17 protein-coding genes and 1 other RNA gene are annotated in these 18,840 nt (G+C 55.2%); 11 read left to right on the plus strand and 7 right to left on the minus strand.

Annotated features, from left to right (window positions below):
• Positions 1–667: 667 nt before the first annotated feature.
• Together J2S62_RS05980 and J2S62_RS05985 are read left to right on the plus strand one after the other, a co-directional pair.
• Positions 668–856: a hypothetical protein gene (locus tag J2S62_RS05980; protein ID WP_310172539.1), complete on the plus strand. Its 189-nt coding sequence runs from the start codon at positions 668–670 to the stop codon at positions 854–856.
• 400 nt (positions 857–1,256) lie between these two features.
• Complete coding sequence (locus tag J2S62_RS05985) at positions 1,257–3,380, plus strand: acyltransferase family protein (RefSeq protein WP_310172542.1); 2,124 nt, start codon at positions 1,257–1,259, stop codon at positions 3,378–3,380.
• A 4-nt stretch (positions 3,381–3,384) separates the two neighbouring features.
• Here J2S62_RS05985 and J2S62_RS05990 read toward each other — a convergent pair whose 3' ends face one another.
• Together J2S62_RS05990 and J2S62_RS05995 are read right to left on the minus strand one after the other, a co-directional pair.
• Positions 3,385–4,419: a phosphotransferase gene (locus J2S62_RS05990; protein WP_310172545.1), complete on the minus strand. Its 1,035-nt coding sequence runs from the start codon at positions 4,417–4,419 to the stop codon at positions 3,385–3,387.
• A gap of 163 nt (positions 4,420–4,582) precedes the next feature.
• A complete protein-coding gene (locus J2S62_RS05995) occupies positions 4,583–6,109 on the minus strand; it encodes an SDR family oxidoreductase (protein WP_310172548.1) in 1,527 nt (508 codons plus the stop codon).
• 171 nt (positions 6,110–6,280) lie between these two features.
• Between J2S62_RS05995 and J2S62_RS06000 the strand changes: the two genes are divergently transcribed.
• The 3 genes from J2S62_RS06000 (at position 6,281) to J2S62_RS06010 (ending at position 9,156) form a co-directional block, all read left to right on the plus strand.
• Positions 6,281–6,766: a pyridoxamine 5'-phosphate oxidase family protein gene (locus tag J2S62_RS06000; protein ID WP_310172551.1), complete on the plus strand. Its 486-nt coding sequence runs from the start codon at positions 6,281–6,283 to the stop codon at positions 6,764–6,766.
• A gap of 216 nt (positions 6,767–6,982) precedes the next feature.
• A complete protein-coding gene (gene ppk2 / locus J2S62_RS06005; RefSeq protein ID WP_310172553.1) occupies positions 6,983–7,900 on the plus strand; it encodes a polyphosphate kinase 2 in 918 nt (305 codons plus the stop codon).
• Between the two features lie 8 nt (positions 7,901–7,908).
• Positions 7,909–9,156, plus strand: a complete 1,248-nt coding sequence (locus tag J2S62_RS06010) for an MFS transporter (protein ID WP_310172556.1) — start codon at positions 7,909–7,911, stop codon at positions 9,154–9,156.
• Positions 9,157–9,199: 43 nt separating this feature from the next.
• On the opposite strand, the gene epsC is transcribed toward J2S62_RS06010, so the two are convergent.
• From epsC to msrA, 3 genes are all read right to left on the minus strand, one after another.
• Positions 9,200–9,787, minus strand: coding sequence for a serine O-acetyltransferase EpsC (gene epsC / locus J2S62_RS06015; protein ID WP_310172561.1), 588 nt, complete (start codon positions 9,785–9,787; stop codon positions 9,200–9,202).
• 168 nt (positions 9,788–9,955) lie between these two features.
• Positions 9,956–10,891: a cysteine synthase A gene (gene cysK, locus J2S62_RS06020; RefSeq protein ID WP_310172562.1), complete on the minus strand. Its 936-nt coding sequence runs from the start codon at positions 10,889–10,891 to the stop codon at positions 9,956–9,958.
• Between the two features lie 79 nt (positions 10,892–10,970).
• Positions 10,971–11,528 (minus strand): peptide-methionine (S)-S-oxide reductase MsrA, encoded by a 558-nt coding sequence (msrA, locus tag J2S62_RS06025; protein ID WP_310172565.1) that lies wholly within the window; start codon positions 11,526–11,528, stop codon positions 10,971–10,973.
• A gap of 250 nt (positions 11,529–11,778) precedes the next feature.
• Here msrA and J2S62_RS06030 point away from each other — a divergent pair, with 250 nt between their 5' ends.
• The 3 genes from J2S62_RS06030 to J2S62_RS06040 all read left to right on the plus strand — a co-directional run bounded on the left by J2S62_RS06030 (position 11,779) and on the right by J2S62_RS06040 (position 14,762).
• A complete protein-coding gene (locus J2S62_RS06030; protein WP_310172567.1) occupies positions 11,779–12,642 on the plus strand; it encodes a metal-dependent hydrolase in 864 nt (287 codons plus the stop codon).
• Between the two features lie 247 nt (positions 12,643–12,889).
• Positions 12,890–13,285 carry a PIN domain-containing protein gene (locus J2S62_RS06035; RefSeq protein WP_310172569.1) on the plus strand — a complete coding sequence of 132 codons (396 nt, stop codon included), beginning with the start codon at positions 12,890–12,892 and terminating at the stop codon, positions 13,283–13,285.
• 322 nt (positions 13,286–13,607) lie between these two features.
• Complete coding sequence (locus J2S62_RS06040) at positions 13,608–14,762, plus strand: hypothetical protein (RefSeq protein ID WP_310172571.1); 1,155 nt, start codon at positions 13,608–13,610, stop codon at positions 14,760–14,762.
• A gap of 60 nt (positions 14,763–14,822) precedes the next feature.
• On the opposite strand, the gene J2S62_RS06045 is transcribed toward J2S62_RS06040, so the two are convergent.
• The gene (locus J2S62_RS06045; RefSeq protein WP_310172573.1) at positions 14,823–15,668 is read right to left on the minus strand and encodes an NlpC/P60 family protein; all 846 of its coding nucleotides are present in this window, start codon (positions 15,666–15,668) and stop codon (positions 14,823–14,825) included.
• A gap of 358 nt (positions 15,669–16,026) precedes the next feature.
• Between J2S62_RS06045 and J2S62_RS06050 the strand changes: the two genes are divergently transcribed.
• Complete coding sequence (locus J2S62_RS06050) at positions 16,027–16,929, plus strand: Nif3-like dinuclear metal center hexameric protein (RefSeq protein ID WP_310172576.1); 903 nt, start codon at positions 16,027–16,029, stop codon at positions 16,927–16,929.
• A 6-nt stretch (positions 16,930–16,935) separates the two neighbouring features.
• The gene (locus J2S62_RS06055) at positions 16,936–17,667 is read left to right on the plus strand and encodes a zinc ribbon domain-containing protein (protein WP_310172579.1); all 732 of its coding nucleotides are present in this window, start codon (positions 16,936–16,938) and stop codon (positions 17,665–17,667) included.
• Here J2S62_RS06055 and J2S62_RS06060 read toward each other — a convergent pair.
• Positions 17,664–18,413: a YaaA family protein gene (locus tag J2S62_RS06060; protein ID WP_310172583.1), complete on the minus strand. Its 750-nt coding sequence runs from the start codon at positions 18,411–18,413 to the stop codon at positions 17,664–17,666. The two genes, J2S62_RS06055 and J2S62_RS06060, sit on opposite strands and share 4 nt — an antisense overlap.
• Before the next feature lie 64 nt (positions 18,414–18,477).
• On the opposite strand from J2S62_RS06060, the gene rnpB reads away from it, so the two are divergent.
• Positions 18,478–18,836: RNase P RNA component class A (rnpB, locus tag J2S62_RS06065), an RNA gene on the plus strand.
• The last annotated feature ends 4 nt before the right edge of the window (positions 18,837–18,840 follow it).

An 18,840-nucleotide genomic window follows, 5' to 3' on the forward strand; every position in this document is an offset into this window, starting at 1 on the left:
CCTTCTGTAGTTTTATGCTATGAAGTGCGATAGCACAGCCGGGTCCAATAGTAGCACTCAGGGCTAGCGGTCCTGAAGGGCGTTTAGGATCTTTTTGTGACCATATGTTTGAACCATCCTGGCTTTTGTTCCGTCCTGAAATGAAAACATGGAACAATGCCAACCAATACCCTCAGTCGTTCAAGGACCGTGCCACTCGCATGGAGTTTGATCGGCTCGAAGATGAAGACGCACCCAGGATGGCCAGGAAGAAATCCGCAAGCTCAAACGCGAGAATGCTGAGCGCCGGGTTTATGAGATCGTCAAGACGGCGTCGGCTTTTTCGCAGCGGAGCTCGAACGTCCCACGACGAGTGATCCGATACATTGGTATGTTTCGGAATCGTTCGGAGTCGAGTTCATCCGTTGAATTCTTGGGGCGACAGACCGTGGGTTGATCACATCATAGGATATCGTGCCGCCAAAACCCGGCCTGCCAGTCAGCGTTCCCAACGGCATACGGCATTGATCCCGGTGGTCAAAGAGTTGAACCAGCTAACTATGGGGTCTATGGAGTGCGCAAGATGTGGCACGCCATGACCGCTGCTGGGGGGAAGTGGGCCGCGACCAGGTTGATGCGCTTAGCCGGCTTAGCTATTGCCGTTTGAGGCAGAAAGCCACGAACAAAAATGACGACATTGCACCGAGACTTTGTGCCTGATCTTGCAGCGCATGTAGGAGTGTCCCACACACTTGTTGGTAAAGGCGATACATCTAACGGACTGCGCGCCCATCCGTACGAAGCCAATTATTCGACTCATCACGTCGGGGCGGTTCCGGGACTTATGGATTATTTCGAAGAATCGCGGTCGCTATGACCGGAAACTTGCTAGAAACTGGTCGCAGCTTCTATGAGAAATATCGAGATGAAAGCGCTGACGCAGCCATTAGTGCCACCGCGATGGCTGAATTGCATCGAATGTCTATGACCCCAAGTTTGATCGCTGACACAGGGTATGACTTGGGAGTTAGTTGCTAGATCCGTTCGACCAATTTTATTGGAAACATAGGATGGGCGCGTGGCATGGGCCAGCATTATTCTTGGCGTCGGAGATCGGTTCTGGTCGGAAGGCGTTAGAAGGGTAGCCTAATCCTATTATGAGTATGAGATGCTAATTGTTGAACTGACGGGAAAAGGATCGGATAGGAAGCTCTCAGAAATCAGTAATACGATGTCTCAGTGAGTTTCGAACTAAGCGATGAAAACGGAGTCTGGAAATGACCTCGGCGACAATCAAACCGCCTAACGAACCGGCAGTCAAAGCTGGTTCAAAGTTTAGACCAGACATTCAGGGCCTACGTGCAGTAGCAGTAGGTCTTGTGCTTCTATACCACGCCGGGTTATCCCTTTTTCCTGGGGGTTACGTTGGCGTCGACGTCTTTTTCGTAATCTCGGGGTTCCTAATAACCGGCATGCTGGTGCGCCAGGCTGAGGAGCATGGCCGAATTGACCTTGCCGACTTTTACGCACGACGGATTCGCAGGATTCTACCTGCGGCGACGATAGTACTTGCTTTCGTTGCGGTGCTCACCATATCAATTCTTCCCCGTACTCGCTGGGATGAGATTGGTGTCGAGGTTATCGCGAGTGCCTTTTATCTCGTTAACTGGGTGCTCGCCGACGGCACTGACTACCTCAATGCAGAAGAAGCTGCGAGTCCGATTCAGCACTTCTGGACATTGGCAGTTGAAGAGCAGTTCTATATTCTGTGGCCGGCTCTTCTAGTCGGGTTGTTATGGTTTGCAAGCCGCCGTAGTCGGAACAGATCTGTTGGAAGGACTCCGAACATCCATCGATACCTGAAGGTCGGCGTTGCGATAGCCATCGTTCCGTCCTTTATTTGGTCGATTTACTACACCGACGCGAATCCTGCACCTGCCTATTTCGTGACGACAACGCGACTTTGGGAGATTGCGATTGGTGCAGCGCTAGCCATCTTCGCGGTTCAGTTGCAGAAGCTGCCCCATTCGGTCGGTTATATATTGCAGGGCGGGGGTCTACTGGCGATTTTAGCCGCAGGACTCTTTTACACCTCGGCCACGCCCTTTCCCGGATATGCTGCCCTTTTGCCGACCCTTGGCGCTGCCGCAGTTATTGTCGGTGGTATGTCTGGCCGAGCGACTGAAGGCTTTGCGCGCGTTCTGAACGTTCGTCCTATGCGCTGGATCGGGGACCTGTCTTACTCTTTATACCTTTGGCATTGGCCACTTCTTGTCTTTGCGGCCTATCTGGCCGATGGGGATCTCCCAGTCGGATATGGGCTGCTGATTGTGACGCTGGCTATCATTCCCTCGTGGTTAAGCTACCGCTATATCGAAGAGCCGTTCCGTAATTGGCAGCGACTTAAAGAAAAGTCAGCGCGAGCGTTACGAGCCGGGGCGTCCCTCATGGTCACGACTACCGTGATTGGGCTCGCAGTGCTCGTTGCAAGCGCCCAATTGGCCTCTGATGATTCGTCACCCCAGGCTTCAAACGAACCGATGGGAGCCGAAGCTATCGAGCTCGATGCCGCCGCGTTGGAACCGGTGAACCAAGTGTCTTCCATGACGCCCGATATTTCAGAAGTGGAAGATGACGTGGCAGACGTGTATGCAGATGGCTGCCATGGAGATGATGTGTCAGTGGAAGTAAATCCCTGTGTGTATGGCGATGCAGACTCCGATTATGTTGTTGCCATCGTCGGGGATTCGCACGCAGCGCACTGGATCCCAACGCTTCAGAAAATAGCCGAAGCTCATGGCTGGCGACTAGAGACTTATACGAAGAGTGCATGCGCACTCAACACTGTCGCAGTGAATAACGGTGGCAGCGTCTACGAAAGTTGTTACGAGTGGGGACAAAATGTCTTGGAGCATTTCACTGGATCAGAAGCGCCAGACCACGTTATCGCTAGTGCATCCTCTCACTCGGCAGCCAGCAGTTCGGACGCCCCAGAGGGAGTGCGAACTGGTGATCTCGAAGGCGGCTACGAGGAAGCCTGGACACAGATTGAAGAAGAAGGCGTCGGAGTTACGGTAATACTGGATACGCCACGGCCTTCCTTTGATGTGCCCGAGTGCATTGCGGAGAATGAAGACAGTTTGACCGAGTGCGCCGCAGACCGAGATGAAGCGATGGCCTCGAGCGGTCATGAAGGTATGCTCAGCGCAGCAGAAGCCGCAGGTGTGGATACAGTAGATATGTCCGATGCGCTTTGCTCGCCGGAGGCTTGCGCGCCCGTGGTGGGCGGCGTCATCGTATGGCGGGATGGTCACCACATCACGGCAACCTACGCTGAGACGCTTGCTCAGATCCTAGAAGAAAAGCTGAGAGAAAACTCGTCGGTTCAATTAGCTGACTAATGACCTAATCGAGTTCTACAAGCTTTGTGAGCGCTCTAAGCCTTTTATCGGTTTGACGTGCCAGGGCTGCTGTACGTTTGGCTTTACGCGCCTTGACGGACTGGCGTTTATAAAATGTCAGGGTTTGAACCAATGCCAACGCCAGCTGCTCACGGAAGGTGTAGTGGCTTGTCTTCGTGCCCAAGTCACCACCGAGTCCAGCGTGCATGCTTCGTAATGTCTGTTCGAGATTCGAGACGTTAATTATTATCTTAGCCATATCGAAGGCTATGGGCTTGACCGAGGCCCATTCCCAATCGACTAGCACGAAATCGTGACCTTTGACCAAGATGTTCGAGTTTACGAGATCTCCGTGCGTAATGCTTACTTCGAGAAGGTCGTCGCGCTCGAAAAGTCGCTGTATTTTCTTATTGACTATAGGGTCGACCCCGTGAAGCTCGACGAACTCGTTCCACAGTCCTCGGCTGTGCGGGCCCAGAACCGCACTGGCGGTTTTATCGCTGATTCCAACGCCGTGATGAACGGCACGGAGTTGTTGAGTCAGTGGGTCGATGAGTGCTTGAAGTTGCGACCGAGTTGCTGTTTCGCCGGCGACCGTCTCTTCGATCAGAAAGGCTCCACGACCATCGAGAATTGTGCCGTGATCATGTACAGCCGGCATTAACGCAGGGGCATGCGGCTGGACCTTTTTGTATGCATTCACGGTTCGGATCACGCCGTTGTTTTTCCCGCCGGTTTGATAGCGAATGCTAAGACCAGCGTCGGGGTAGAAAGCCCGTAGCCGCACTTCTTGCTGCACATCGAACTTGCCAATCAGCACCGATTCTGCCCGTACTCGGGCGCGGGTATGTCCACTGGGTGCTTTATGGTGCTGGTCTACCGGTAATACGTTCAGCCCAGCCGGAGTCGCCCACGCGGAACGCTTGGCATAGGAAAACCGTCGTGTGAATAGCCGTCGTCTGAGGAGATCAGACTCGCGTTCGATTCGTGCGACCCTGTTCAGGGCAGTATCCCAGCGATCCTGTTCGATATCAGGCAAGCTATTGTTCCTTCAAGTGATGTGAGAGGTCGTTCCGTTATTCCGAAATTTATGTCGGGTTTGATTTTAGTTTGCCTACTTAGTGTACTGGCCGGAAGCTGCTCTATTACTTGAAGATGATCGTAAGTACGGTCCGTCTGATTGATGGCTTACTAGCGTACGGTCAGAGTGCTTGTTGTTGCGCGGCAGTCTCGAGGATGTTTTTCGCCATGGTTGGGAAAATAAGTGCATGGAATGGTTTGATAACCCGCCAGTACGCTCGACCGATCAGGCCTGTGGGGATGAAGACGGCCCGCTGGTGCAGTCGCGTTCCTCCATCTTCGAGAGGCTCGACTCCGAATTGTAACCAGGCTCGACCGCCCGCTCGCATTTCGGCGCGTAGGGTCACTTTCCGCTGGGGTTCGATGGCTTCTACTCGCCACCAGTCGACGTGGTCGTTGAGTCGCAGGCTGTGCTTATCCTTGCGGCCCCGTGCTAATCCGTAGCCACCCACTGCTTGGTCCATGAGGCCACGGATCTTCCATAACGCAGGGGCAGAATACCAGCCTCGTTCACCGCCGATAGTTTCGATGACTCGCCATACCGCCTCCGGTGGTGCATCACCGGAGCGTTGGCGGATATCGGTGTACACGGTGTGCCCGGCCCATTCGGGATCAGATGGGAGGGGGTTGGCGGGGTTATTGACTTGCTGAGTCAGCACGTCATCGTCCCACGTAACTTCCAACGATCCGCGCTGTTGTCGGTCTAGTGCCCGCCGGCAGGCTTCACGATAAGTAGTGAGCCCGGAGACCGGGTCTGCGATGAGCTCCGCAATTTCGTGATTCTTGGTCACCGCATCTTCTGCCATAGATGCGGCTAGTGGCATGGCGATGCCTCGGGGGATAGGCGTCACCATTCCAATCCAAAATCCCGACAACTGTTGGGCCGGTATGGGAAGCGGAATGACTTTTCGTGGAGCCAGCCCGGCTTCAGCGGCATAGTCCTCAAGCATCGATCCGAAAGACTGAGCCCGACCACAGCCAATGCCGTAGGCCCGGTTCACCGGTTCCTCAAGTGCGCACGCCTGGGCGAGGTAGTACAGGACATCCCGTATAGCGATCGGTTCGATCTGATTTTTCAGCCAACTTGGTCCGGGCATGATCGGAAGGCGCTCTGCTAGATGTCTGATCATTTCAAACGATACGGAACCTGACCCGATGATCACTGCCGCCTGGAACACCAACGTAGGGACCGCACTGGCCAGCAGTATCTGGCTAACTCGCTCGCGAGAACGCATATGCTGTGATAATTGGTCCAGCGGCTTATCAGGATGTAGACCACCGAGATATACGATCTGCTGAACACCAGCTGTTTCTGCAGCGGCAGCTACGCCGCGGGCGATTTCGGCTTCTCGAGTTTCGAAATCCTCCGAGGACCCCATCGAGTGCACTAGATACAGCACGGTGTGGACGTCCTGGAAAGCCACATCGAGCTCGTCTTGTTCTTGTAGATCTGCCTCGACGGTCTCGATGAGATCGAACCACGGTCTGTTCTGGAGATCCGGCACGTTGCGAGCCAGGGCGCGTACGGTAAAACCGGCAGCGAGTAATTCTGGGATAAGCCGACCACCAACATAACCGGTGGCTCCTGTGACTAACACTCGTCTGCCGTGGCCAGTGGGTAGTTCGAGTTCCAAGGGTGACTGAGACATTGGGTCCATCCAACCAATTTATGAGCCTCGGCTGGAGGTTTGCTTAATGTCCTCTGTAAATCTGCCTGGCAGGGTTCTTTGCCTGTGTTGTGCCCTAAACGTTCGTGTTAAGTTGAGATTGTAAGCGTTTCGTTCACAACAAAGCGCTCCACATCTATACAAGGAGGTCATATGAGTTCGAAAGATCCAGTAGAGACCCTATTGAAGAAAACTCAAGAAGCCGATGTCTGCATGTTTACCACCACAGAGGACGACGGCCGCCTGGTCAGCCGACCAATGGCAATCCAAGACATCGAAGATGACCACACGATCTGGTTCATGACCCGTGTTGATACCCCAGCCATGCGTGAAGCTACCGGCGGGCAGCAAGTCAACGTAACCGTTGCGGAGAAAGGCTTCTGGGCCTCGATTTCTGGTACCGCGATGGCAGTGCAAGACATTGACCGGAAGAAAGAATACTGGTCCAAGACCACCGAAGCGTTCTTCGGTGACGCAAAACCCGAAGATCCTGAAGTGGTGTTGCTGAAAGTCACGCCACAGAGCGGCCAGTACTGGGATTCCCCAGGCCTTCCGGCTATGGCTGTTGAGATGATCAAGGGTCTCAAGGGCGATGATAAAGCCGCTCGCCCGGGTGAAACCAAAGAAGTAGAGCTCTAAGGCTTAGTCTGTCGTTCCCAGTGACTGGCCTGCAGCGGATCTTGGATCTGCCGCAGGTCAGTTTCTGTGTGGAGAGCTTGCGTTACAAGTCATCCCGTGTTTACCTATTGTTTTCTCGGTCGTGGTTCGATCGTGAGTCGTCGCATGTAATTCTCTCGCCAACGGTGCACAATGGAATCAATGCCCGTAAGCGATTGCCGCACTTAGGAGTCCGCATTGTTCGAAGAACTCATTCCAGATCAGCCTCGACAGAACCTGCGCGAGTTCATCGATACACTGCGTGACGGCGGTTTCCAAGTCACCGAGGGTCACACCCCTGACCCCGATCTTATTGACCCTATGGGTAGAGCGGTCGAAACCTGGCGCGAAAATTACCCTTACTCAGAGCGAATGTCACGTGATGAGTACGAGCTGGAAAAATATAAGCTGCAGATTGAGCTGCTGAAATTACAGTACTGGGCAGAAGACACGGGCCAGAAGATCATCGTCGTGTTTGAAGGCCGTGATGCTGCGGGTAAAGGTGGCACCATCCAGCGGTTCACCGAGTACATGAACCCACGTACTGCTCGCACGGTAGCCCTGAATAAGCCAACCGAACGCGAAATGGGACAGTGGTATTTTCAGCGCTATATCAACCACTTCCCAACCTCGGGTGAAATCGTGCTGTTCGACCGGTCTTGGTATAACCGTGCCGGCGTGGAACGCGTCATGGGCTTTAGTACGGAAGATCAGTATCACACGTTCATGAATCAGACCCCGGTCTTTGAAAAACTACTGGTCGATGACGGCTTCGCGCTCATCAAATTTTGGTTCTCCGTCACTCAAACCGAGCAACGTACCCGCTTTGCGATTCGTCAATTAGATCCGGTGCGCCGCTGGAAACTTTCACCGGTGGATTTGGAAGCCCTTGACCGGTGGGAAGCCTACACTGAGGCCAAAGAGCTGATGTTCCTGCACACAGATACCGACCACGCCCCGTGGATCACCGTGAAATCCAATGACAAGAAACGCGGTCGACTCAATGCGATGCGGTATTTTCTGAGCCAGTTCGAATACCCCAATAAGAACCATGATGTCGTTGGAGTACCAGACCCGCTGTTGGTCATGCGGGGCCGTGACGCAGTAGGAGACTAACGCTCACCTTGTCACACAGCGCTCGATTCACCCCTCAACCTCGGATCAGGCGCGCTCGAGTGGGCACCGGCCTACTCTTCCTCACAAATGGGGCCCTATTTGCTAACCTGATACCTCGCTACCCCGAAATTAAAGCGAAACATGAGCTGTCCGATGCAGCATTTGGGGTGGCAGTAGCGTTCTTTCCGCTGGGGGCCATCATGTTTGGCCTGCTCGCCGCTTCGCTGATTCGACGATTTGGCTCCGGCATGGTTGCCGCAGTCATGACCGTGCTACTGGGGATCAGTATTGCTTCGACCGCATTTATGCCTGATGCAATCTTCTTCGCGCTGGCGCTGCTGATCGCTGGGGGAGCGGACGCCATGGCCGACGTCTCACAAAATGCGCACGGCCTGCGCGTACAAGAAGCCTACGGCCGATCGATACTGAATTCGTTCCATGCGTTGTGGTCTTTGGGAGCAGTGCTTGGTGGACTCATGGCTGCGGGCGCACTCCTGGTAGACCTCGGGTTAGGTGCACACCTAGTGTCATCGGCAGCCCTGTTTGGAGCTCTAGCGCTGATCGCATGGATGCTAGCCCTGCCACCAGACCCGCACGATTCACTTGTCAGTTCAGCCGCGACCCACCGGCAGGCTGAGGCACGCAAGGAAGAGTTGAAACGCGTACAGCGTGTGGCGTTGCGTAAACCGGGAACGCTGCTAGTGTTGGGCGCTTTGGTACTTATGGCCGTGACCGGCGCGGTCGTGGAGGATGCAGGTAATTCGTGGTCTGCCTTGTACCTCTCAGCGTATCTGGGTGCACCGAGCTCAGTAGCAGCCTTAGGCTTCACCGCGCTTGTGGCAGGACAACTTATTGGACGCGCCACCGCAGACCGATTCATCGACCGATTTGGTCAACGGCGTGTCATCCGTACCGGTGGTGTCGTGATCGCATTGGGCATGGGTACTGCGATCGCAATCCCTACGGTGCCACTGACTATTGCCGGCTTCGCTGCCGCCGGTCTGGGCGCGGCAGCGCTTATCCCAGCTGCCTATGACCGAGCCGATGCTATTCGTGGGCTGCGTCCTGGCGTCGGTCTCACGATTGTCTCTTGGCTCATGCGACTCGGGTTTCTGACCACTCCGCCCTTGGTCGGTGCGCTGTCCGATATGTTCTCGTTGCGCTGGGCTCTGCTAGTTGTGCCGCTTGCAGGAGCCGTGACCGTGGTGCTAGCCCGGGTGCTGCCCAACGAGAAAAGACATGTGATCGAAAAATAGCCCTAACGGAAAGGGGTCCGTCAGGGCTATTCAAGATTCGGTCTCAAATCCACATTGCTGGATCGACATACTCCGCTGGATCGACTGCGGGTTTGGCTTCTTCGGGCTTGCGACGCTGTCTGATTTGCGCCGGGATACCGGTGGCGATGGAATCTGGTGGTGTGTCTTTCACCAATACTGCGTTCGCTCCGACAGCGGTACGAGCACCGACCACAACCGGGCCCAAAATCTTCGCGCCCGCACCAACAACTACTTCGTCTTCGAGGGTTGGATGGCGTTTGACTTTCTGCAAAGATTGGCCGCCCAGCGTGACACCGTGGTAGAGCATGACGTCATTGCCGATCTCGGTGGTCTCACCAATGACAACGCCCATCCCGTGATCAATGAAGAAGCGGCGGCCGATATCCGCACCGGGGTGAATTTCGATTCCCGTTAGTGCGCGGTTGACTTGCGACAGCAGCCGCGCCGGAGTCTTCAACGGCTCCTTCTGCCACATTTTGTGCGCAACACGGTGCATCCACACCGCATGGAGTCCGGTATACCCTGCAACGACCTCAAAGGTACTGCGAGCGGCGGGGTCGCGATCCTTGGCGGCCTGAATATCCTCGCGGAGGCGGCTTATGATTCCCAATGGTTCCCTTTCAAGACGAAGTGGTGTTGTAAGACCCCAACACAGAAGCGATCTGAATTATTCTATGCTCTGGTCACTAACGGGTTAAGGCTTAAAAGCTTCTGCCTTCGGTCTTGCAGAGCCATGGGTGTCTGCTACCGAAGGCAGAAGGGGTGAAGCGTTGGGTCCTTAGCCGCGGATATCTTCGTACAAGACGGTGGAGATGTACCGTTCGCCAAAGTCAGGGATCACGGCAACAATCAGTTTGCCGGCGTTTTCTTCTCGCTTGGCCTCATCTAAGGCAGCTGCGATAGCGGCCCCGGAGGAGATACCACCGAGAATGCCCTCTTTAGTCCCCAGCAAACGCGAGTTTTGGACGGATTCTTCCAAGGTGGCGGTATAGACGGAAGAGTACAGCTCGGTATCGAGAACCTCTGGAACGAAGTTCGCGCCGATGCCCTGAATCTTGTGCGGGCCTGGTTTACCACCGGACAGGATTGGTGAATCAGCAGGCTCTACGGCTACGAGTTTGACGTCTGGTTTCTGCTCTTTCAGGTAGCGCCCAGCGCCGGTGATCGTTCCACCGGTGCCAATGCCGGAAACCAAGATATCTACTTTGCCTTCCGAGGCCTCCCAGATCTCTGGACCGGTGGTGTTGTAGTGAATTTCTACGTTGGCTTGGTTGGCGAACTGCTGCGCCAAGATGGAGTTTTCGGTTTCTTCCACGATTTGGGCGGCTTTTTCAACGGCACCGCGCATACCGTCAGCGCCCGGAGTCAATACGATCTCGGCACCGTAGGCGCGCAACATAACACGACGCTCGTTCGACATCGTTTCTGGCATGGTCAGCACTACGCGGTAACCGCGTGCCGCGCCGACCATAGCCAAGGCGATACCGGTGTTGCCCGAGGTGCCTTCAACAATGGTCCCACCCGGACGAAGTTTGCCGGACTTCTCGGCGGCATCCACGATAGCCACACCGATGCGGTCTTTCACGGAGTTCGCTGGGTTATAGAACTCGACTTTGACGGCAACATCTGCCGGCAGATCCTCTGTGAGGCGGTTCAGACGGATAAGGGGCGTCTGACCGACGGCTTGAGTGATGTTATCGAGCATCTTTGCCATGTTGGATTCATCCTTTACGGGGGAGCAAGTTTAAAACAGTTCTAGGGGTTAACCATACGGGAGCGGTCGCAAAACGTAATTATTGCAGCCACGCAGAGTAATGTTTTCGCACATTGGCCAGTTTCGGGTTGATCACGACCTGACAGTAGCCCCAATTAGGGTTGCGCGCATAAAAGTCTTGGTGCTGTTCTTCCGCCGGCCACCACGTGGCATCTTCCTCAATCGTTGTCACGATTGGATCGTCCCAGTGCTGCTGGTGGCGCTCGATGGCCTGTTCAAAGAGTTCTTTGTCTTCGACCGATTGAGGGAAAAGCGCGGAGCGATACTGCGGTCCCACATCGGCGCCCTGGCGATTCAAGGTGGTCGGATCATGGGAAGCGAACAGCATATCCAAGATGGTGTCTGCATCGATAACATCCTGATCGAAGGTCACCTTCACGGCTTCTGCGTGACCGGTCGTGCCGGTTGAGACTTGCTCGTAACTCGGGTTGGGTACATGACCCCCGATATAACCGCATTCAGACTCGATGACACCTCGGGTCTTGCGATATACCGCGTCCTGACACCAAAAACATCCGCCGCCGACTATTAACGTTCTGTGATTGGGGTTTGACCCGTTTTCGTGTTGGTTCATCATATTTGATAACGCTACATGAAACGCCGGTTCTACCGCTAGATAGCGCGGAACTTTCGTCCACGGGTGAGCACGTAGTCCCCGTCCATGCGACCAGGACCACTACCTAAGGCGAGCAATGTTGATGACCTCAAATCAAAGCTAGTGATGAGTCTTTACTCACTTTCATCGCCGTGGATTTGCTTCGTCCCGTGCGGCCACCCGACACTATCTGAATGACACTCTCATCTCACACTGTGCCTGGAGTCCTGCCATGATGGGCGCGCAGCACGCCGCCTGTGGCGCTGCAGCCTGGGTCGTCGTCGCTTCTGATTACGGCATCCCAATTAGCGTGATCACACAACCGCTAGCCGAGACCTTTGATTGGCTCAGTTGGCTACCTGAGACGTTGCCGCTTGGATTGGGGATGCTTGATGTCGGCCCTGCGGGCGTATTACTGGGAGCTGTCATATGCGCCGGAGCAGCCCTTCTGCCCGATATCGACCATCACAACGCATCTATTGCCCACTCCTTGCCCCCGGTCTCCATGGCCATGGCCCGATTCTTTCAAACAGCCTCGGGTGGGCACAGGAACGGCACGCACTCAATTGTTGGCGTGCTATTTTTCGCAGTCGTTGCTTGGCTCGCCGGCTTTATCGCCATCGAAGACGTCGGAATCTTAGGCGACCTCAATATCGGGGCGGGCCTGATAGCTGTCATTCTTTCTGCGTTTGCGTTCAAAGTGCTCCGGTTCATGCCGAAACGGGCACGCAAGGTACCGTGGGTGGCTGGTATTAGCTTCGGGGTTCTGACCACACTGCTCTTCCCGGAGGGGCCAATCTGGTTGATGACCTGTGTGGTCTTGGGAGTCGTTGTGCATATTGCCGGCGACATGCTCACCAAAGAAGGCTGCAATTTGTTGTGGCCCTTTAGACTTCTTCCTCCGAGGTTTGTGAAAAACGGTCCCATTTTGTCTGAGGTGTGGAGTACCAATGGGTACCTATCGTTACCACTACTGGGTTCCGCTGATTCCATCCGTAGCTGGGCGTTCACCATTCCCGTCTCATTAGTTGCGATGACGGGTATGTCAATCGCCACAGTAGTGTGGGCGCAACAGCTTTGGGCAGTTGTTTTCTAGGGGTCAGACGCGTTCCCGGTCGCTTCCACGTGTCAGGCAGGACTGACAGCCTTTTAGTGGCTCCGAAGTAGGCGATAGATTGGACCGCAGTAAGAACGGCGACCCAGCGAACCGTATGGCTGAGTCGCCGAAAGCTTGAAGGTTCTTCTGGAGGTCCGAAAGATAGGGCGACCGCGGAGGATTGGGACCGTTCCGCAGAGCTGTTCACCGATCTATCCGATCCCGACGTGATGGATGCTGCGCGGCAATGACAATTTGGCTTATGCAAGGATGCAGACCGGGCAGGCATGGAGGACTGGAACGCCTGGATCGAGCGAGGTCTGGTCCGGATATCGACGGTAACCCGATTGGAGCTCGGGTTCTCGGCGCGCTCGGGAAATGCTGGCCGACAGGCGTTCCAATTGACGACGCTGTCGCTGATGCCAATCGAGTACCTCACACCGGCAATGAGGACCGCGCTTTCGAAGTCCAAATGCTGCTTGCGGATCGAGGTCAACACCGAGCGCCATTGATCCCGGACTTGCTGAGTGCTGCCGTAGCAGAGAAGGCTGGATTGACCGGGCTCGCTGGTGACAAGGACTTCGACCTCATTGCCGAAATCACAGGGCAGCCAGTTGAGACGCTTGCTCTACTACCGGACTAGCTCAAATGTCTCAGGACAGGTGGGTCGAGGTCGTCTGATGCTTGTAGGAGCGCTCGATGCTCCAGGTAACCCCTAAGCTACAAGCTCCTTGCTGATGTCAGCCTGAGATTTACGTCGTTACCAGTTCGTGGTCGGTGTGCTCGATGTTCGGGGTAACTTTCAGGCACTGCATGCTTCGGGAGTCCACTCCTTCTTTCTCTGGTAGTAAACATGGGGCCCATACGGTACTCAAATCTTGGCAAAATTCATCTCACGCCAGAATATGGCTTAGGATGTGCGGAACACATCTCGTGTCACCAAAGTCTTCTAAGAAAGGCCCACCGTGTCCGATACAAGTCTTACGCCCGTCATCAACTTCATCCAGAGTGCTCAACTGAACGAGCTCTTGTTCACCACGCCACCAGCGGATGGGAATCATCGCAGCTTCATCATTGAGGCGGCCAAGGAACGTGGCCTGGCGGTGAAGAACCTGGGCCGTGACCACATAGCTTTTACTGATGAGGGTCGGACGATCGGTGGTATGTATAAAACGGTGACCTCGCTGGTCAGCCATGCGGCTCTGAGCGTTGCTGATTCTCGACCCATGGCGAAAGAAGTCTTTGCGGCAGCAGGGATACCTGTGCCGAGAGGCAGATCTTTCACGCAAGGGAACTTTGACGAAGCATTTGAATATTTTCAGCACCGTCAGGGGCCTGCGGTTGTGAAACCCGCGGCTGGTAAAGCCAACGCTGCCACGTTCGTTAACCTGAATACAGCGCAAGAGTTTCGCACCGCCTGGAGTCGAGCTGTAGAGGCATCCAGTAGTAAGAACCGCATCATGGTCGAGCAGTACATCACCGGAGTGAACATCCGTGCCTTCGTTGTGGCCGATCGTGTGATCGCATCGGTGGTTCGTGTCCCGGCTTTTGTCGTGGGCAACGGCCAAGATTCGTTGACTACGCTCATTGAAGCGAAGACGACCCAGAGGTCGAAGCATCCTTATCTGCAGCGGATGCCCATCCAAGTTGATACTGACTGCCTCGCACAGCAGAACGTGAGCTACACGTCGGTTCCAGAAGATGGTGCCGTTGTGCTACTCAACGACAAGGTCAATGTTGACCAGGGCGGCGAGCCTATCGATGTGACCGCTGTGCTGGCACCAGAGATACAGGAACTCGCGGTGCGGGCCGCGCAAGCCATTCCGGGGCTCATCATCGCCGGTATTGATCTCCTCGCCGAATCACCTGCCACTGATACATCCGCCGTAGTCCTTCGCGCTAATGCAGCCGCAAATATCTCGCTGCATCACATTCCGGCTTATGGAGCACAAGCTGATGTGGCCGGGGCAATTATCGACCAGATGATCGCCAGTTCGCCGCGCCCACCCACGAAGCAACGTCCGCCGAAGGGTCGCAGAGTGTCGTGGAAAGAAAGTTCGCAACGGGTGGGGGACCGTATCAACCGGTCACTCAAACCTAAACGGCGCCCCTCCTATTAAACGCTTTCGCGGAGCCACCTGTGCTTAGGTGGCTCCGCGAAAACTTAGCGGTAGGCTATTTTAGTAGCGCGCTGCGGTGTTCAACGGTGGGTTGTACTTGGAGTACTCGGACAGCGAGTTCACGCTGAGGCCGGACTGTGGGTTACGTGCCTGAGCAATTTTGCCGTCACCTACGTACACTGCAACGTGGTAGATGCCCGAAGCTGAGCCGTTATTGGACCAGAACACCAGGTCACCGGCCTGCAGGTTGCTCAAGGAGACGTGGGATTTAGCGCCACTGTACTGAGCTGCAGAGTTGCGAGGAATGTCCTTGCCTTCGGCAGCGAGAGCAGCTTTGGTCAAGCCCGAGCAGTCGTAAGCGCTAGGCCCATTGCCGCCCCACTTGTAGCTTGCGCCGGAGTTCACAATCTCAAGTGCCTTGCTAGCCGCGGTGGAGTTCGAGCTCGAGACCGATGCGGTGCTGTAAGAAGCTAGCTGTGCTGAAGTTCTGTCACCTTGCGAAGGAGCAGCACCGTTCGAGGTGGCTTCGGTAGTCGTAGCTGAACCGGATCCACCGCCAGGGATGGTCAGGGTGTCACCCGGGAAGATGATGGTGGAACCCGATGCGTTGTTTTCGCTCATCAAGGCGCTGAGGGAGACACCCTGAGAGTTAGCGATAGACGACAGAGTGTCGCCCGACTTCACGGTGTAGGTGCCTGCCGACTGATTGGTACTTGAGGATGAGGCTGCTGGTGCAGGAACATCTTCGATGGAGGCGTTAGCAGGGGCCATGCCGAACAGGGACGCGCTGGCAGCGGTTGCCAACCCTGCCACGCCCAACGAAAAGCGTTTGCTCCGCTGGGATCGCAGTGCCAGCTTCGCTGCTTTTTCAGCTTCAATGCGTTCGCGACGGGTGGTAAAAGTCATAAGTCTGTATATCTTTCAAGAAGAAGGATGTTTATGTCTGGAAATCTGATCCGCCTCGGGACCAACTCCCTGGGTCGTTATCAGAACGTTATCTAGCGTGACATTCACGTTATCAAAACGCAACTTTGGCTGACCGATTTTGCGCCCAGTCCGGCCACAGGAATCGATACTTCGTTGCAAGCATGGGGAATCGATGAATTGCTATGAAAGTGCTGGCATTAACCTTACCGTTACCTGATCGTTATTAAATCTTTATCAGTGGTCGTAACGACCCTTTCTGGGCTGACATATGCAAACCGCGATTCTGCACGTGCATTAGGTCGTGATTTCGGCTCGCACAGCAGGCACAATGGGTTATATGGCTTCTCATGACTCTTCACGGGCTTTATATCCAACGCTTTCTCAAGTTTGTGCAGCGATGGAATCGTTGTGGCCCTTAAGTTTGCAAGCAGGCTGGGACGCCTCAGGCGTGGTAGCTGGGCGACCGGAGCAACCGATTCGTCGGATCCATTGGGCAGTTGACCCCGTTCAAGCGGTCGCTGACGAAGCCGTGGAATTGGGTGCGGATCTTTTGATCACGCACCACCCGCTGTTTTTAAAACCGGTCAACTCCATGGCCGCCACGACATTCAAAGGCAAGGTCGTGCACACACTGGTTGAGAACTCCTGCGCACTGATCACCGCGCATACTAATGCTGACTCTGCAGTGGGTGGTGTCTCAGACGTGCTGGCCGAAATTTTGGGTTTAGAAAACATTGAACCTTTAGCTGCAGTCGATGATGGATTGGTTGAAGAAGGCATCGGTCGGGTGGGCACCCTGCAGCAGGCGATGCGCTTGGAAGAGTTCGCCGCACGGGTTTACAGCGCCATGCCCGCAGTGGCAGGTGGCGTGCGGGTCGCAGGAGATGCCGATGGCATCGTGTCGAAGGTTGCGATCACCGGGGGAGCGGGCGATAGTCTTTTCGACTACGTGCGCCAACACGAGGCCGATGTCTATATCACCGCAGACCTTCGGCATCACCCTGCATCCGAAGCACGAGAGCAAGCCATGATGGGCTCCGATCGGCCATATCTTATCGACGTATCGCACTTTGCATCCGAATGGCTTTGGCTGCCCGCCGGTGCAAACGCCTTAGAACGAGCGCTGGCTGACGAGGGGTTCACCGTCACCTCGGCAGTTTCTGCACTCAATACCGACCCTTGGGACTTCATTATGACCTCGGGGCAAAATACGACCACGATCCACAGCGGAACGGAATAATTTTTTATGAGCATTACGGCAACCAGCCAACAGCAACGACAGCTGCTCGATTTACAGTCGCTTGATAACCAGCTGACACGGGTACGGACGCAACTCAGCGAGATCAGACAAGATAAGCAGCTTGCGAAGTTGCGGCGCGACGGTGCCACAGCCGTCGAACATGTCAAACGACTTGAGCACCACGTAGCTGAACGCGAAGCGGCGGCAACGGAAGCTGAGCGTACCGTGGCCGACACCACCAGAAGACGCGACCGGCTGCAGTCGCAAATGGATGCTGATGACGTCTCTAGTCGGGATGTTCAGGCGGTAACCATGGAAATCGCAGAACTGACGATACGAATTGAGGGCCAAGAGGAAGCCGAGTTGGCCGCAATGCAAGCACTAGAAGATGCTCGTCAAGCATTGCAACAGGCTCAAGCTAAAGTGACCGAGGCACAACAAGCGGTAAATGTACGGATCAATACGCTCAATGAACGCGGCCAGCAACTATCGAAACAAGGTAAGGAACTGACGATCGAGCGCGACAAGCTCGCCGAAACGCTGCCGGCAGATTTAGTCAAAGAGTATGAGCAACTACGCGACCAGAACCAGGGTGTCGGCGTGTTCGAGCTGCAACCTGATGGGTTATCAGGTGCCGGTGTACCAATCGCGCCGGCGGAACTAGCCGAAATTCACAGGACTCCGGAAGACCAGGTGGCATATTGCCCCGACACCGGAGCTATTATCGTGCGCAGCTAGTTCAGCACGATCCGCAGTGATGCTGGTTTCCGCGTGGTTGGCGGCACCATTTCCACCTCGTAGATCTCGCTGACTGAGTCAGCAACCTGGTCGATTGAACCCAGCGGTTGATTGGCTTGTGCTTGCAGCAAGTGCCGTGCGACGAACCCGCGGGCTTGTTTTGCCCAATGCGAGACCACTTTCAACTCGCCGTTGACGCGTTGAAACACATCGATCGTCACTGTCCGCAGAGGTGGCGTTTTCCAAAACGGTTTATAACTCGAGGACCGGCAATCAATGATCGGTCCCGTCGCGAAATCTGCCATCTGATCGGTGAGGCGCTCGCGCCACCAGGTTCCGGTATTGCCAATGCCCGGGAGTTTGGCAGTCGCCGGAAACCGGTACGTCGGGATACGATCCGACAACCGCGTCACACCGAACAGCGCGGAAAACACGAGCGTGACGTCCTCGTCAATGCCCTTCAACGTTCCATAGTCGAGGGCATCATAGAGAACTCCGGTATAGACCTGCCACGCTGGAGCGGTGGGAGCGTCCAAGAGGTGCTGATTTGCCGTAATTTCGTCGGTCAGGGTTTTGCCGACTTTTAGGATTTCGTGGGCTCCAGCCAGGCTCGAAACAACCTGTAACTCTTGGATGAGGGTGCGCCGTTCGCCCGACAGCTCCGGAAACAGCAGTTCATTGAAATCCAGGGGGGAACCGGTTTGAGGTGCAGTTTTACCTTCGGACGGCGGCAGCAGAATCATCATGACTGCGAGTTTAGTAGCTCTGATTACGCGCTCTAGCCAATCTTGGCTAAAATAAGAACTTCGGGATGGAGCAGCAGATGATCGCGACTGAGGTCGAGGAAAGTCCGGACACCACAGGGCAGGATGGTGGGTAACACCCACTCGGAGCAATCCGCAGGCCAGTGCCACAGAAAGTAGACCGCCTCTGCAAAGAGGTAAGGGTGAAAGGGTGGAGTAAGAGACCACCAGCGGACGTGGTGACACGTTCGGCTCGGTAAACCCCATCCGGTGCAAGATCAAGCAGAACACGTTATGAGGCGGCCCGCCCAGTGTTCGGGTTGATCGCTTGAGTCCTGCGGCAACGCAGTGACCAGATAGATGATCATCAACCCACGACTCATAATCGTGCGGTGACAGAATCCGGCTTATAGCGCTCCATCCCGTCTCA

This window comes from Enteractinococcus fodinae (assembly GCF_031458395.1).
Classification (GTDB): Bacteria; Actinomycetota; Actinomycetes; order Actinomycetales; family Micrococcaceae; genus Yaniella; species Yaniella fodinae.